The following is a 15,680-nucleotide window of genomic DNA, read 5'->3' as shown; positions in this document are numbered from 1 at the left end:
AAATGTCACTCTTGCTCGACACTTCGGTCGGATGCCTGGTCGGCGCGGCGGTCGGGGACGCCCTCGGTGGCGCCACCGAGACGGCCCTGCCCGAGCAGATCCGCGCACGGTTCGGCGGCTGGGTCGAGGGCATCGTGCCCCCGTACCACGCCGACTGGGCCACCGCGCGGCCGCTCGCGCCGTACCACAAGGGCGACGGGCACATCACCGACGACACGTTGATGACCCACGCCCTCGTCCGGGCCTACGCGGCCAAGCGCGACCACCTCGACGCGTACGACGTGGTGGAGCTGCTGGTCCCCGACCTGATCGAGCGGGTGGTCTACATCCCCGACCTCGAGCGGGAGGGGCTGACCTTCCACCGCCTCGCGGCCGCCGAGCGGTGGTTGGTCACCCGCCTGCACCACGCGCACGCGGACCCGCGCGAGGCCGGGGTGGGCAACATCGTCAACTGCGGTGCGGCCATGTACATGGCCCCGGTCGGCATCGTCAACGCGGGCGATCCGGCCGGGGCGTACGCCGAGGCGGTGGAGATCGCCGGGGCGCACCAGCACAGCTACGGGCGGGAGGCCGCCGCGGTCTTCGCGGCGGCGGTCGCCGCGGCGGCCACCCCCGGGGCCACCGTCGACGACGTGGTCGCGGCCGCGCTGGACCTGGCGCGCGACGGAACCCGGGCGGCCATCGACGCCGTCGTGAAGGAGGCCCGGGGGCACCACGACTGGAAGACCGCGATCCCCGCGCTGCGGGCCGCCGTCGCCCCGTACGACACGGTGGGGGAGGAGTACCGCAACCCGGGCCTCGGCGCGCGCCGCCCCAGCCGGCTGCACTCCATCGAGGAGCTGCCGGTGGCGATCGGCATGCTGGTGGTGGCCGGCGGCGAGTACCGGCCCGCGGTGCTCGGCGCCGTGAACTACGGACGCGACGCCGACTCCACGGCCACCATGGCCGGCGCGATCGCCGGTGCGCTCGGCGGCGCCGCGGCGGTGCCGGCGGAGTGGGCCGAGGCGGTCGCCACCGCGTCCCGCACCGACCTCGTCGAGCCCGCCCGGGTCCTCGCGGCGGTCGCCGGCGAGGTCTTCGACCGGGACCGGGCGCGGTTCACCCGGCGCGCCGAGCGCTTCGCGGGGCTGACCGGCGGCGTGCCGGCGCAGCCCGGCCCGGCCGAGCAGGACGCGGAGCCGGCCCGGTGAGGATCACCTGGGTGCAGCCGGAGGACCTGCTGCCGCACGAGCTGGCGGCGAGCCGGGACGAAGGACGCGACGTCAGCGCGCTCGCGCGGCGCTGGACGGAGGCCGGCGGCGACCTCACCCCGCCGGTCAGCGGCGCCTCGCCGAACCCGGCGTCGCCGCGGCTGCGGGCGCTGGCCGCCGAACTGCTCGACGCCGCTGACGCGCTGCCCCCGGCCGCCGCCGAGGACGAGCCCGACGACCTGGCCGACCTCCGGGCGACCTGGCCGCGACAGTGGTCGCTGCCGACCGACGTGACGCACGACCGGCTGCACGGCGCCTGGCTCGGCCGGGCGGTGGGCTGCCTGCTCGGCAAGCCGGTCGAGAAGATCCCCCGGGAGGGCATCCGGGAGATTCTCACCGCGACCGGGCGCTGGCCGCTGCGCGACTGGTTCACGGCGCGCGGGTTGCCGGCCGAGGTGGCGGCCCGCTGGCCGTGGAACCGGCGCAGCGCGCCGACCAGCCTCGCCGAGAACATCGACGGCATGCCCGAGGACGACGACCTCAACTACGCGCTGCTGGCGCTGCGGGTGCTGGAGACGCACGGGCGGGACTTCACGAGCGCCGACGTGGCGCAGGCGTGGCTGGACTGGCTGCCCGGCGGGCGGGTCTTCACCGCCGAGCGGGTCGCCTACCGCAACCTGCTGCTCGGGTACGCCCCGCCCGAGAGCGCCCGGCGGCACAACCCGTTCCGGGAGTGGATCGGCGCGCAGATCCGCACCGACGTGTACGGCTGGGTCAACCCCGGCCGCCCGGACCGGGCCGCCGAGCTGGCCTGGCGCGACGCCACCGTCAGCCACGTGCGGGGCGGTGTGCACGGCGCCGTGTGGGCCGCCGCGCTCGCCGCGGCCGCGCCGGTCGCCGACACCGTGGACGACGTGCTCGACGCCGCCGAGTCGGTGCTGCCGCCGCGCAGCCGCTTCGCGGCCACCGTCCGCGAGGCGCGTGCCCTCGCCACGGACGCCGAGGACTGGGAGCGCGTGGTCGACGAGCTGTACGCCCGGCACGGCCACCTGCACTGGGTGCACGTACGCAACAACGCCGCCCTGGTGGCCGCCGCGCTCGCGTACGGGCGGGGCGACCTGGAGCGGTCGATCTGCGCGGTGGTCAGCGGCGGCTGGGACACCGACTCGACGGGCGCCACGGTCGGCGCGGTGACCGGGGCGCTCACCGGCGCGTCGGGGCTCCCCGACCGCTGGGTGGCGCCGCTGCGCAACCGGCTGGCGAGCAGCATCGCCGGCTTCGACGGGGTCGGCTTCGACGAGCTGGCCGCGCGTACCCGCGCGCTGGCCGGTGCCGGGTCATGAGGGGGCGGCACCGGCCGGCGCCGGGTCGGGGGACGGGCGTCGTGGGGGCGACGGCCGTCGCGCGGGAGAAGGAAGGAGGCAGGGGATGAGCGCACGCGTGGTGGTGGTGGGCAGCACCAACCTCGACCTGGTGGTGACGGCGCCGCAACTGCCCCGCCCCGGCGAGACGGTACTGGGCGAGGACTTCCGCACCGTCCCCGGCGGCAAGGGCGCCAACCAGGCGGTCGCCGCGGCCCGGGCCGGCGCCGCGTGCGACTTCGTCGGCGCGGTCGGCGACGACGCGTTCGGCTCCCAGTTGCGGGCGAGCCTCGTCGACTCCGGTGTGGACGTGCGCCGCCTGCGCACCGTCCCCGGTCCCTCGGGCGTCGCGCTGATCGCCGTCGACCGGTCGGCGGAGAACTTCATCGTGGTCGCGCCCGGCGCCAACAGCACCCTCACCGACCTCGACGCCGAGGACCGGGCGGCGATCGCCTCGGCCGACGTGCTGCTGCTCCAGCTGGAGGTGCCGCTGTCCACCGTGGTCCAGGCGGCCGACTGCGCCCGGGCCGAGGGCACCGTCGTGGTGCTCAACGCGGCGCCGGCCGCGGTGCTCCCGGCGGAACTGCTGGACCTGGTCGACGTGCTCGTGGTCAACGAGCACGAGGCGGCCACCGTCGGCGGGGTGTTCTCCGACGACCCCGCCGTCCTGCTCGACGCGCTGCTGGAGCTGGTGCCCCGCGTGGTGCTGACGCTCGGGGCGCGCGGCGCCGCGTACGCCGACCGGCGCGGCCTGCGGCTGGACATCCCGGCCCCGTCGATCACGGCCGTCGACACCACCGCCGCGGGCGACGCCTTCACCGGCGCGCTCGCCGTCTCCTGGGCCGAGCGCGGCGGCGCGATCAGCGCGGAGACCGTGGCGGCGAGCCTGCGCTGGGCGTGCGCCGCCGGCGCGGCCTGCGCCCAGCGCCCCGGCGCGTCCACCGCGCTGCCGGAGCGGGCGGCCATCGACGCCCTGCACGACGCGACCTACCGAGGTGCACCGTGAGCTTCAACCCGTACGTCCCGCGCCCCATCGACCGGCCGACGGAGGTGCCGCTCGACGAGCGGGCCGACCTGACCGTCCTCGACGAGGCGAAGATCTTCGCGGCGCCGGACGACCCGGCGCACTGGCCCGCCTGGCGGGAACAGCTGACCCGGTGGCGGGCCGACGCGCGGGCCCGCCTCGGCTACACCGGCACCCACTACGACGAGATCACCGGCGACTGCTTCACCGTCTGCCTCGCCTGGTTGTGGGACGAGACGCTCTACGACCACGCCCGCGGCGTGTTCACCGTCGACGCGTTCCTCGACGCCGCCGAGCGGGACTTCGGCGGCTTCGACGGGGTGGTGCTCTGGCACGCGTACCCGGTGATCGGCCTGGACGAGCGCAACCAGTTCGACTGGTACCGGGACGTGCCGGAGCTGCCCGAGGTGGTGCGGGCGTTCCAGGCCCGCGGGGTGCGGGTCTTCGTCGACTACAACCCCTGGGACACCGGCACCCGACGGGAGGCGGGCAGCGACGCCGAGGAGGTCGCGGCGCTGGCCGGGAAGCTTGGCGTCGACGGCGTCTTCCTCGACACCCTGAAGGAGGGCGCCGGCGAGCTGCGCGCGGCGCTCGACGCCGTCCGACCGGGCCTCGTGCTGGAGGGGGAGAGCCGCGTCCCGCTCGCGCGCATCGGCGACCACGCCATGTCCTGGGCGCAGTGGTTCGCCGACTCGCCGGTCCCCGGGGTGCTGCGCGCCAAGTGGTTCGAGCGCCGACACGTCCTGCACCACACCCGCCGCTGGCACCGGGACCACCTCGAGGAGCTGCACTCGGCCTGGCTCAACGGCGTCGGCGTGCTGGTGTGGGAGAGCGTGTTCGGCGTCTGGGTCGGCTGGAACGAGCGGGACCGCGCGGTGCTGCGGGCCATGCGCCGGGTCCAGGCCGGCCACGCCGCGTGGCTGCGGTCGGAGGACTGGGTTCCGCTCGCCGACTACCCCGGCTCCGGTCAGGTGTACGCGTCCCGCTGGACGCACGAGGGCCAACCACTGTGGACGGTGGCCAACACCGGCGGCGACCACGACGGGCCATGGCTGGTCACCGACGCCCGGCCCGGTCGGCGCTTCGTCGACCTGGTGACCGGCGCCGAGCTGAGGGTCACCGACTCGGGGCCGGGAACGGTCGCCGTGGGCGGCCCGCTGCCGGCCGGGGCCGTCGCGGCGGTCGTCGTGACCGACGCCCCGGTCACCCGGCACGCGCCGCCGACCGGCGACCCGTCCTTCCCGGCCCGCGCGGCGGTGCGCACCCGCACACCGTGGGCGCCGCGGACGGAGGTGCCCGAGGGCATGGCGGCCGTCGAGGCGGGCCGCCGTGAGCTGGTGGTCCGCCACCGGGTCCGGGAGACCGGCCTGTACGGCGAGACGCCGTACGTCGACGAGTGGAAGCCGCTGCCGCCCCGGCTGCACCACACCGCCACGCTGCGCCGCGCCGTCACGCTGGGCCGCTTCGCCATCGCCACGCACGAGGTCACCCACGGCCAGTACGCCCGGTTCCTGCGCGCCACCGGCTACCGGCCCGTCCGCCCCGAGCGGTTCACGGCCGGTCAGGGGCCGGCCGACGCCCCGGTCACCGGGGTCGACCTGGCCGACGCGCGGGCGTACGCGGCCTGGGCCGGGCTGCGGCTGCCCACCGAGGACGAGTGGCAGGTGGCCGCCGAGGCGGGGCTGCTCGCCCGCCGGGAGCCGCTCGTGTGGAACCTGACCGAGAGCGAGCACTCCGACGGGCGTACCCGTTTCGTGATCCTCAAGGGCGGCGCCGCCTACCGGGCCGAGGGCTCCGACTGGTACTTCGACGGCGGCCCGCAGCCGCCGGAGGTCTCGGTGAAGCTCCTGCTCACCGGGGCCGGACTCACCCGCTCCGACCAGGTCGGCTTCCGCTGCGCGGCCGACCTCCCCACCCCCGAGGAGTGACCCCATGAGCAGAGGTTGGCGGATCGGCGGCGCCCTGGCCGCCGTGCTCCTGGCGCTCGGCCTGGCCGGCGCGGTGCCCGGCGCGGCCGGCGCGAAGAAGCCCCGGGCCGGCACGCTGACGACGGCCACCGCGCCGTCCCCGGCGCTCGGCGGGACCATCGACTACACCGTCTACCTGCCGTACGGGTACGCCGGCGACACCGGCACCCGTTACCCGGTGCTCTACCTGCTGCACGGGCGCGGCGACACGATGCAGGCGTGGACCCGGGTGAAGGCCGACCTGGACCGGATGATCGCCGACGGCGAGGTGCCGCCGGTGATCGCCGTGCTGCCCGACGCGCCGTGGAGCAGCCGGGGCAACTGGTACGTCGACTCCCGGTACACCGGCGCGGACGACCCGGGCCGACCCGTCGAGACGGCCCTCACCCGGGACCTGGTGGCGCACGTCGACGCCACGTACCGCACGGCCGCGCACCGCGGCGCCCGGCTCGTCGGCGGCTACTCGATGGGCGGCGCGGGCGCCCTGCGGTACGCCCTCGCCCACTCCGACCTCTTCGCCAACGCGCTGGTGCTCAGCCCCGCGGTCTACCGCCCCCTGCCGCCGGCCGACTCCTCCGCCCGCGAGTACGGCGCGTTCGGAGACGGCGAGCAGCGCTTCTCCGACGAGGTGTACGAGCGGCTCAACTACCCGGCCCTGCTGCCGGGGCTGGACCCGGAGTCGCCCGTTCGGATGTACATCGCCGTCGGCGACGACGAGTGGGCCAACCCCGACCCCGCCGACGCGGCCCACGACCTCGACTACGAGGCCGCCACCCTCTACAACACCGTGCGCCGCGCCGACGGGGTCGCCGCCGAGTTCCGCGTCCTGGACGGCGGGCACGACTGGGACGTGTGGCGACCGGCCTTCGTGGACGGTCTGAGGCACCTCGCCGGCACGCTGAGCGTCACCCCGCCCGCCGGGCTGCCCGGTCCGCTGCACGGCACCCCGGGCACCGACTGGGCCGGCGGCGTCGCGGCGCACCCGGACGGCACCACCACCCTGGCGTACGCGGCCTCCGGCGCGGTGTCGGGCCAGCCGTACGCCGGCGGGCTGGACGCCGTGGTGACCCGCCTCGACGGCGCCGGCGCCGCACGGTGGACGACCCAGTTCGGCACCCCCGCCAACGACCGCCTGTACGGGGTGGTGCCGCTGGCCGACGGCGGTGTGATCGCGGCCGGGTACACCCGGGGCCACCTCGACGGGCGGCACCCCGACAGCCCCGCCGACGACGCGTTCGTCACCCGCCTGACCGCCACCGGCGAGCGGGCCTGGCTCACCCAGACCGGCGATCCCGCCAAGGCGGACCGCTTCTACGCCGTGGCCCCCGCCCCGGACGGCGGCGCCTACCTGGCCGGCTACACGAGCGGGTCGTTCGCCGGTGCGGCGACGGCCGGCGACAAGGACGCCGTGCTGGTCCGGGTCGCCCCCGACGGGCGGATCGCCTGGAGCCGGCAGCTCGGCGGCCCGGGCGAGGACAAGGCGTACGCGGTGGCGGCCGACGTGAAGGGCGTCTACGTGGCCGGCACCACCTCGGCGGGGCTGCCCGGCACGACCCCGCTCGGCGGCGCCGACGGCTGGCTGGCCCGGTACGCGCCCGACGGCACGCCCGGCTGGGTGAACGCCGTCGGCGGCGCGGGCGACGACCTGCTCGGCGGCGTCGCGGTGGCGGCCGACGGGACGGTGGTGGCCACCGGGTCCACCGGCGGTGAGGCCACGGCCGGCGGCACCGACGTGCTGACCGTGGCGTACACCCCGGCCGGCCGGCAGCGGTGGCGGACCGTCACCGGCGGGACCGGCGCGGACGCGGGCGCGGACGTCGTGCCGCTGCCCGGCGGCGGGGTCGCCGTGGTCGGCTTCACCGGCAGCCGGCTCGGCCTGCCGGTCGGTGGCGCCGACGTCCTGACCCTGCGGCTGGACGCCCGGGGCCGCCAGCTCGGCGTCGCCCAGTACGGCACCGCGCGCGACGACGCGGCCGACGCGTTCGGCGAGGAGAACGTCTACGCCACCCTCGCCGCCGACGGACGGCTGCTGGTCAGCGGACTGACCGCCGGGACACCGGTGGGCGGCGGGGCGCGCGGCAACGGTGACGTCTTCCTCGCCGCGGTCGACCCCGCGAAGGGGACGCCGTGACGGCCGGCGCGGGCCGTGGCCCGCTCGACGGCGTGACGGTGGTCGACCTGGCCACCCTGTTCGCCGGGCCGCTCGCGGCGGCGTTCCTCGGCGACTTCGGCGCCGACGTGATCAAGGTGGAGCATCCGGCGAAGCCGGACCCGTCGCGGGGGCACGGCCCGGCCAAGGACGGCGTCGGGCTGTGGTGGAAGGTGCTCGGCCGCAACAAGCGGACCGTCACCTGCAACCTCTCCGACCCCGACGGCGCGGAGCTGCTGCGCCGCCTGCTCGCCGACGCCGACGTGCTCGTGGAGAACTTCCGCCCCGGCACGCTGGAACGCTGGGGGCTCGGCCCGGCCGAGCTGCACGCCGTCAACCCGCGCCTGGTGATCACCCGGATCAGCGGGTTCGGGCAGGTCGGCCCGTACGCGCGCCGACCCGGGTTCGGCACTCTCGCCGAGGCGATGAGCGGCTTCGCGGCCGCGACCGGGGAGCCGGACGGGCCGCCCACCCTGCCCCCGTTCGGGCTGGCCGACTCGGTGACCGCCCTCGCGGCCGCGTACGCGGTGATGCTCGCCCTGCGGGCGAGGGACGTCACGGGCGCCGGGCAGGTCGTCGACCTCGCCATCATCGAGCCGATCATGGCGATGCTCGGCCCGCAGATCACCTGGTACGACCAGCTCGGCTACATCCAGCCCCGGCTGGGCAACCGCTCCAACAACAACGCGCCGCGCAACACGTACCGGTGCGCGGACGGCCGGTGGGTGGCCGTCTCCACGAGCGCGCAGAGCATCGCCGAGCGGGTGATGCGCCTCGTCGGCCGCCCCGAGCTGGTCGACGAGCCGTGGTTCGCCACCGGCAGCGGCCGGGCCGCGCACGCCGACGAGCTGGACGCGGCCGTGAGCGCCTGGGTGGCGCAGCGGGACCGGGACGAGGTCGTGGCCGCGTTCGAGGCCGCGCAGGCGGCGGTCGCCCCCGTCTACGACGTGCGGGACATCCTCGCCGACCCGCAGTACGCGGCGCTCGGCACCGTCCGCACCGTGCCCGACGAGGAGCTGGGTGAGGTGCGGATGCAGAACGTGCCGTTCCGGCTCTCCGACACCCCCGGCGACATCCGGCACGCCGGACGGCGGCACGGCCAGGACACCGACGCCGTGTTCGGCGCGCTCGGGCTCAGCGCAGACGAGCTGGCCGCGCTGCGCGAGCGGGGCGTGATCTGATGCTGCTCACCTGGCTCTACGTGCCCGGTGACCGGCCCGACCGGTTCGCCAAGGCGGTCGCCTCGGGCGCCGACGCGGTCATCCTCGACCTGGAGGACGCGGTGGTGGCGGGGCGCAAGGCGTACGCCCGGGAGGCGGTCGCCGACTTCCTCGCCGCGGAGCACCCGGTGCCGGTGCAGGTGCGGATCAACGAGCTGACCGGCCCGGACGTCGAGGCCGACCTGGCCGCCGTGACCGGCCGGCCGGGGCTGTCCGGGCTGCGGCTGCCCAAGGTCGAGTCGGCCGGGACGGTGGCGTCGATCGCCGCCCGGGTCGACGTGCCGCTGCACCCGCTCGTCGAGTCGGCGCTTGGGCTGGAGGCCGCGTACGCCATCGCGAGCGCCCACCCGGCGGTGGCCTCGATCGGTCTCGGCGAGGCCGACCTCCGCTCGGACCTGGGGGTCAGCGACGACGCCGGGCTGGCCTGGGCCCGCGGCCGGGTGGTGGTGGCGGCCCGCGCGGCCGGTCTGGCGCCGCCCGCCATGTCGGTGTACGCCGACGTCGTCGACGTCGAGGGGCTGGCCGCCTCCTGTGCCGTGGGCCGGCGGCTCGGCTTCCTCGGCCGGGCGGCGATCCACCCTCGGCAGCTGCCGGTGATCGTCGAGGCGTTCCGGCCGGACGAGCGGGAGGTGGCCCGGGCCGCGGAGCTGCTGGCCGCGGTCGCCGAGGCGGAACGGCGGGACTCGGGGACCGTGGTGCTCCCGGACGGCCGCTTCGCCGACCGGGCGATGGTCGCCGCGGCCCGCCGCACCGTCGACCTGGCCGCCCGCTACGCCGCCTGACGGCACCCGTCGCCGCCTCGCCCGGGGGCGTGCCAGCGCCGGCCCGGACCGCGCCGCGAACGCCGCGCGGCCCGAGCTGCCCATCCGGCCTGGCCCGTTCAGCTTGCCGGCTTGGCCCGTCCGGCCTGGCCCGTCGGGCCTGGCCCGTCCGGCCTGGCCCGTCGGGCCCGGGGCCGCGCCGTCGGCCTCGCCCGCCGGGGGACGTGCCGACGGCGCGGCTCGCCGCGCTTGCGGCGGGCTCAGCCGGCGGCCGGGACCGGAGCGGCGACCCGGCGCCGGCCCACGGTCGCCGCGGTGCCGAGCAGGGCCACGACGGCGCCGAGCAGCAGGACGGCGTCGGCGCCGTGGGCCGAGAAGCCGCCCGTCTGCCCGGCGGGCAGCAGGCTCGAGGCCGCGGTGATGCTGGCGGCGACGCCGAGGGCCGAGCCGACGTAGCGGGCCGTGTTGTTGGCGCCGGACCCCATCGCGACCCGGTCCGCCGGGACGCTCGTGACGGCCATCCGGGCCAGCGCCGCGTTGAGCAGACCGCTGCCCGCCCCGGAGATCAGCAGACCGGGCACGGTGCGGACCCAGGAGTGCGCGTCGGCGTAACCGAGCATGGCCAGGTATCCGGCGGCGGTGAGGAGGAACCCGAGCGCGAGCTGCCGGGTGGGCGCCACGCGCGCGCCGAGGTGACGCATCTGGTTGCTGACCACGAACGAGGCGCCCGCCCACAGGAAGGCCAGGCCGGCCGCGCCCAGCGCGCTGACGCCGATCAACCGCTGCACCAGCGTGGGCAGGACCGTGCTCGGGCCGAGCGCGGCGAGCCCCGTGAGGAACGCGCCGAGGGTGGCCGTCCGGAAGTCCGGCCGGCGGAACAGCGCCAGGTCGAGCATCGGCGCGCGGCCGCGGGCCTCGACCGCCACGAAGGCGGCGACCAGCAGGACCCCGAGCACCAGCGGGATCAGTACGGCCGGCCGCACCCAGCCGGTACGCCCGGCGGTGACGGCGACGAGCAGCAGCGCCAGTCCGGCGCCGAGGGTCAGCACCCCGGCCACGTCGACCCGGGCGGTCCGCTCCGCGCGGGACTCGGCGAGCAGCCGCCCGCCGAACACCGCGAGCACGGCGGACAGCACCGCGAGCACCAGGTACAACCAGCGCCAACTGCCGAGCGCGGTGAGGACGGCCGAGGCCAGCGGCCCGACCGCGATGCCGGCGCCGAGCATCGACGCCCAGCGGGCCGTCGCGTGGGACCGTCCGTGGTGGGTGCGGAAGGCGTGCCCGAGCAGCCCCAGCCCGGCGGCGAGGATCGCCGCGCTCGCGGCGCCCTGCACCACGCGGGCGGCCACGAAGGTGCCGGAGTCGGGGGCGACGGCGGCGCCGACCGTGCTGACGGCCAGCAGCGCCAGGCCGGCCCGGAAGATCCGGCGCCGCCCGAAGTCGTCGCCGAGGCTGCCGGCCACCAGCAGGGTGGCGGCGAGCCCGAGCGTGATCGCGTTGATCAACCAGGTCTGGGTGGTGAGGCCCGCCCCCAGGCTCCGCGCCGTCTGCGGCAGGACGGCCACCGGCGCGGTGTAGTTCACGAGGACGAGCAGCGTCGCGGCGCAGACCGCGAACAGGGCCCGGGAGCCGGAACGGGCGGCGTCCGGGTCAGGGGCGACGGCGGTCGGTGCGGTGACGCCGGCGGATGTCGACATGCGGAAGCCTCTCGGGTCGGTTCATTCGACGAACCGACAATAGCAGCGATGGTTCGCTGAATGAACCGACCCGGGGGTAGGATCACACCGTGGCACTGGGGAAGAACTACGAAGGGCAGCACTGCTCCCTGGCCAGAGCACTGGAACTGGTCGGCGAGCGGTGGACACTGCTCGTCGTCCGCGACGCCTTCTACGGCGTACGCCGCTACGGCGACTTCCTCAGCCACCTCGACATCCCCCGCGCCGTGCTCGCCGACCGCCTCGCCACGCTCGTGGGGGCGGGCATCCTCCAGCGGCACCGCTACCAGGAGTCCCCACCCCGGGACGAGTACGTGCTCACCGAGCGGGGCGTCGAACTCTGGTCGGTGATCTACCCGCTGATGCACTGGGGCGCCCGGCACTTCGCCACCGGCCAGTGGCTGCGCAGCTTCCGCCACGCCGCCTGCGGGACCGAACTCGACCCGGGCGGCCGCTGCCCGGCCTGCGGCAACGCCGACGTCCCGCCCGGTGACGTCGAGACGGTTCCCGGGCCGGGCGTGCCCGACGAGCCCCGCCAGGATCCGGTCAGCGTCGCGCTGCGCCAGCGCCCGCACCGGCTCCTCGAACCGCTGCTCCCCGCCGACCGGGCCTGAGCGGCCGACGCCTCGTCGGGCCGGCCTCGGCTACCGCGCCCCGGCCGAGGCGGGCGGCGGGTCGAGCCGGTCGAGCCGGGCCAGGGCGGCGGTGCCGTTCCGGACGACGGCGGCCGCCAGCGCGGTGACCGCGGGATGCGCACCGGACCGCTGCTCGGCGGCGGCGACCCGGACGGCCTGCGTGAGGTGGGCGCGCAGGTGCTGGGCGAGCAACCGGTGCAGCGCGGCGACGCTCGCCGACCGCAGCTCGGCGAGCTGCTCGGCGGTGACCATCCCCGGCATGTCGTGGCCCTCGTGCGGGTTGGTCGCGGGTGCGCCGGAGCCGGCCAGCAGTCCCCGGGCCCGTGTGAGGTCGGCGCGGTGGGTGGCGGCGACCTGCGCGGCGAGTCGCCGCCAGGCCGGGTCGGTGGTGCGGGCCGGCACCAGGTCGAGCGCCGGGAGCAGCCGTTCGGCCATCGCCACGTGCAGCTGGAGCCAGGCGACGTCGGTCCCGTTGAACGCCGGCGCGCCGCGCGTACCCCCTGGGCCGGCGGTGCCGGCGGGTGACGCGGCGTTGCCGGTGGTGGCCGTGGGAGGCCGCGCGGCCGGACCGGCGTGCGCGCAGCCGCTCACCAGCAGAGTCACCGCCACCAGGGCGGACGACGCGGCCGTCGTACGCATCGGGCCTCCTCTCGCGCCCGAGGGGAGCGGGCCCCGTGCCATGGGGCCCGCTCCTGGATCGATTCGGGTCAGAGCGGCCGTCCGTCGTGGCCGCACTTGATGACCGGGCGGATGCAGTCGTTGACCCGGCGGGCCATCTCCGCCACGGGCCAGGCGTTGAAGAAGTCGCCGTGCATCGTGTAGCCCGGCCCGGAGGCCAGCCGGAACTGCGACGGGTCACCGTTGACCGGGTACCGCAGCACCTGCCGCAGCTTCGGCACCGGCACCGGGTGGCTCGCCGGGCAGGCCTGGTTCACCGGGTACGCCATGTGGCTCTTGTGGTCCGGCGAGTCCAGGTCGCGGCCGTTCCAGCACTGCGGGAAGTCGAGGTACGACTCGAGCATCGTGCCGGCCGGGCAGTTCACGAAGTTCTTCGACGGCGGCACGTGCCCCGCGTGCAGGCACGACCAGCGGGCGATGCTGTTCTCCGGCCCGGTCGCGAGGGCGTTGCCGGCCACGATCCGCAGCCCCTGGGGGAGCGGCTCCGTACGGGCGACCACGTCGCTGCGTACGCCCTCACCCAGGTAGTAGAACGTGACGATCGCCGGTTCCACCGGCACGTTGTTGCGGTAGAGCGTCGGCACCCAGTACGACGAGGTGTCCACGCCCGGGTTGCAGGTCGTGGTGGAGTTCAGCAGGTCCGGCAGGGTGGTGTGCGCGTTCGTCACCGTGCTGCCGAAGAAGCTGTGCATGTGGGACGCCCCGGGCAGCCCGGGGAAGATGATCGGGTCGTCCGGCAGCCGGTGGCTGAAGCCGCAGTCGGCCGGGAACTCGGCCACGCGGATGGCGTTGGTGCCCGGGGCGGCGTCGGCCCGGGCGGTGGTGGAGACGGCGTACATGCCGAGCAGCGTCAGCAGGGCGCCGATCGCCGTGGCGAGGCGCAGCCGGCGGCGGATGCCGGCGCGGGGTACGGCCCTTTCCATCTCGGACTCCTGTCGGGGTGGGCCAGGGGCACGTCCGGCGCCGCCGCCGAAGGCATCGGAGATTCCTGGCCGGGCTGGTGGTGGTTGCGGAAGGACGAGAGAGCGCTCTCACCGTCAAGGGTCGACCTCGCGTCGACAGTTGTCAATACGTTCCGGCTCGCTCGGAGATGCGACGGCACGAGGGGTCGCCGGCGGGGTCGCCGCCGTCGGATGACGAGACGACGAAAGGGCCCGGCCCCGGTTGGGGGTCGGGCCCTTTCGCTTGTGGTGGTGCGCCTCGGTTGGGTTAGGTCAGGAGGCGCTGTAGCCGCGGGTGGCGATCCAGTCGGCGAGGTTGTCGACGCTCATCCGGTAGGAGGCCATGGTGGGGTCGGCGGAGTCGGCGATGGTGACGGTCTTGCCGCCGTCGCGGTAGCCGATGACGCTGATGTAGTGCCCGCCCTCGAAGGAGTGGGTATTGCCGTCGGTGTCCACGGCGGTGCCGGCGATGTTGGCCACGACGGCGCGGCAGCCGGGCCCCATCCCGCACGACCCCGCAGCAGCCCGTTGGCGCAGATCGGGCCCGTATGGGTGTTCCCGGCGCAGGCCCCGTGTCCTTCCACGTTCGTCGCCGCGGCCACCGGGGTTGGGCGGGTCCTCTAGAGCTGAATCGTCTCCGACATCGCCGGCCACGCCCCAGCCCCCATCCCGCGTAATCCTGTGCGACCCCGCGCGTTGCGGGTGCGAGCCCGGTGTCGTTCCCGGTTCGTCGTCCGCCGAGGCCACCTGCGGGGCCACGCACGACGCCCCCCCGCGCGCCGATCGCTCGACAAGATCGCGCAATTTCCTGGATGTTGTCGCATCGAGGGACGATCGAGGCGACAACATCCCCGATGTTGTGGCCTCGGCGCGCCGCCCCGGGGCACACCATGCCCGGGGTGGTGCGACTCGGCCTCGGCGCGCACCCCGAGGCCACGGCGTCCCTGCCCGTCCGGCCGGGGCACGGTCCAGGGGACAACTCCCCGGCTGAAGGCGGGGTCGGCGCGCGGTGGGCGCCAACTTCCGGGACGTTGTCGGGCGGGGCGCCGTTGAAGGCACAACCCGGTCGTTCGGCGGGGACCGGGTGCCGAATCGTCTACGACGTCAGCTCTAAGGCTCCGACGAGACATCAGCTCTAAAGGCTCCGACGACCACACCGGCACGGCGGTCGGCAACGGCCTGGGAATCCCGGCGGGCACGCTGCCGGCGACGCCCCTTACCGCGCTGGCCACCCCTGTGATGGCGACACCACATGTGGGCGTGTGCTGTCGAGCTGCCCCGGATATGGGGCAGGCTGCTGGCATCCCCGCGAAGGGACTTGTGTAGGGCGGGATGGTGCCGCCCGATCCACGGAGTGCTCCCGCCCGGACACGGTGAATCGACTCGTTGCTGCACGAGTGCCGTGTCGACCGGATGCCGCCGCGGGGGCGGCTCGGCCCAGGCGCCGGGGCGGCGCAGATTCACCCGCCCAAGGGGCACGCATCAGTGACCAGACGCACGAGCCGATAACGGGGCGTCAACCAGATGCCGACCCGGGCGCGCCATCGGGACGGTTTTGACCCGCCACGAAGGCGGGTGCCCCAGATATGGGGCAGGTCGACAGCATCCGCCAGACCGGTGTGGCCGGGCCGGGACGGGGGTGCGGCCGGCCCAAACGGGCTCACCTCAGTGAAGATGCCTTGCTGGCGATGCTGCCGGCATGGCGTCCGCCAGGGCATGCCGCCATGCCGAGGGGCGGCGAGCTGATCAATGGCCTTCGACTGGCTGCCCGGCCCGTGCGACGGTGCTGACCGCCGGCAGGCATGTGACCCGGATCCGCCGGGAGGCATGTGCCTCAGATACGGGGCAGGTCGACAGGATCGAACTAGGCAGTGTCTCGAAGTCGGGTGCGGCGTGTCGGTGGTCGATAGACGGCGAGGTCTCCGGTAGAGGGTTCATCGACCAAGAAGAACCTGAATACCGGAGACCTCGTGGCCACCATAGCGGTGACGAGGCGGCACGACCTGACCGACGCGCAGTGGGCGGTGCTGGCGTCGCTG

General features: G+C 75.7%; 11 protein-coding genes and 1 pseudogene. 8 read left to right on the top strand and 4 right to left on the bottom strand.

All coding sequences use genetic code 11. From position 1 onward, the window contains the following. Positions 1-2: 2 nt before the first annotated feature. The 7 genes from D7I43_RS24245 to D7I43_RS24215 all read left to right on the top strand — a co-directional run bounded on the left by D7I43_RS24245 (position 3) and on the right by D7I43_RS24215 (position 9,693). Positions 3-1,190, top strand: coding sequence for an ADP-ribosylglycohydrolase family protein (locus D7I43_RS24245; RefSeq protein WP_120330869.1), 1,188 nt, complete (start codon positions 3-5; stop codon positions 1,188-1,190). Next, on the top strand, positions 1,187-2,533 hold the full coding sequence (locus D7I43_RS24240; RefSeq protein WP_120330868.1) for an ADP-ribosylglycohydrolase family protein: 1,347 nt from the start codon (positions 1,187-1,189) through the stop codon (positions 2,531-2,533). The genes D7I43_RS24245 and D7I43_RS24240 overlap by 4 nt, the downstream gene beginning before the upstream one ends. Before the next feature lie 85 nt (positions 2,534-2,618). Next, positions 2,619-3,557 carry a ribokinase gene (locus D7I43_RS24235; protein WP_120330867.1) on the top strand — a complete coding sequence of 313 codons (939 nt, stop codon included), beginning with the start codon at positions 2,619-2,621 and terminating at the stop codon, positions 3,555-3,557. Continuing rightward, positions 3,554-5,503 (top strand): SUMF1/EgtB/PvdO family nonheme iron enzyme, encoded by a 1,950-nt coding sequence (locus D7I43_RS24230; RefSeq protein ID WP_192902256.1) that lies wholly within the window; start codon positions 3,554-3,556, stop codon positions 5,501-5,503. Before D7I43_RS24235 ends, D7I43_RS24230 begins: the two co-directional genes overlap by 4 nt. Positions 5,504-5,507: 4 nt before the next feature. Then, positions 5,508-7,673, top strand: a complete 2,166-nt coding sequence (locus tag D7I43_RS24225; protein ID WP_120330866.1) for an alpha/beta hydrolase-fold protein — start codon at positions 5,508-5,510, stop codon at positions 7,671-7,673. Then, the gene (locus D7I43_RS24220) at positions 7,670-8,872 is read left to right on the top strand and encodes a CaiB/BaiF CoA transferase family protein (protein WP_120330865.1); all 1,203 of its coding nucleotides are present in this window, start codon (positions 7,670-7,672) and stop codon (positions 8,870-8,872) included. The genes D7I43_RS24225 and D7I43_RS24220 overlap by 4 nt, the downstream gene beginning before the upstream one ends. Beyond that, complete coding sequence (locus D7I43_RS24215; protein ID WP_120330864.1) at positions 8,872-9,693, top strand: HpcH/HpaI aldolase/citrate lyase family protein; 822 nt, start codon at positions 8,872-8,874, stop codon at positions 9,691-9,693. The genes D7I43_RS24220 and D7I43_RS24215 overlap by 1 nt, the downstream gene beginning before the upstream one ends. A gap of 239 nt (positions 9,694-9,932) precedes the next feature. On the opposite strand, the gene D7I43_RS24210 is transcribed toward D7I43_RS24215, so the two are convergent. Further along, on the bottom strand, positions 9,933-11,369 hold the full coding sequence (locus tag D7I43_RS24210; protein WP_120330863.1) for an MFS transporter: 1,437 nt from the start codon (positions 11,367-11,369) through the stop codon (positions 9,933-9,935). Positions 11,370-11,458: 89 nt separating this feature from the next. Between D7I43_RS24210 and D7I43_RS24205 the strand changes: the two genes are divergently transcribed. Beyond that, a complete protein-coding gene (locus D7I43_RS24205; RefSeq protein WP_120330862.1) occupies positions 11,459-12,001 on the top strand; it encodes a winged helix-turn-helix transcriptional regulator in 543 nt (180 codons plus the stop codon). A 30-nt stretch (positions 12,002-12,031) separates the two neighbouring features. Here the strand turns inward: D7I43_RS24205 and D7I43_RS24200 are convergent, their stop codons facing one another. The 3 genes and pseudogenes from D7I43_RS24200 to D7I43_RS24190 form a co-directional block, all read right to left on the bottom strand. Beyond that, positions 12,032-12,661 carry a DUF305 domain-containing protein gene (locus D7I43_RS24200; RefSeq protein WP_120330861.1) on the bottom strand — a complete coding sequence of 210 codons (630 nt, stop codon included), beginning with the start codon at positions 12,659-12,661 and terminating at the stop codon, positions 12,032-12,034. Between the two features lie 68 nt (positions 12,662-12,729). Next, complete coding sequence (locus tag D7I43_RS24195; protein WP_120330860.1) at positions 12,730-13,623, bottom strand: DUF1996 domain-containing protein; 894 nt, start codon at positions 13,621-13,623, stop codon at positions 12,730-12,732. 291 nt (positions 13,624-13,914) lie between these two features. Next, positions 13,915-14,130, bottom strand: a pseudogene (locus D7I43_RS24190) (C39 family peptidase); the annotation flags it as partial. Positions 14,131-15,680 lie beyond the last annotated feature (1,550 nt).

Origin of the sequence: Micromonospora globbae (assembly GCF_003610785.1) — a bacterium.
Lineage (GTDB): Bacteria > Actinomycetota > Actinomycetes > Mycobacteriales > Micromonosporaceae > Micromonospora > Micromonospora globbae.
Note: the sequence above shows the minus strand (reverse complement) of the source record. Positions and strands in the feature narration are given on the sequence as shown.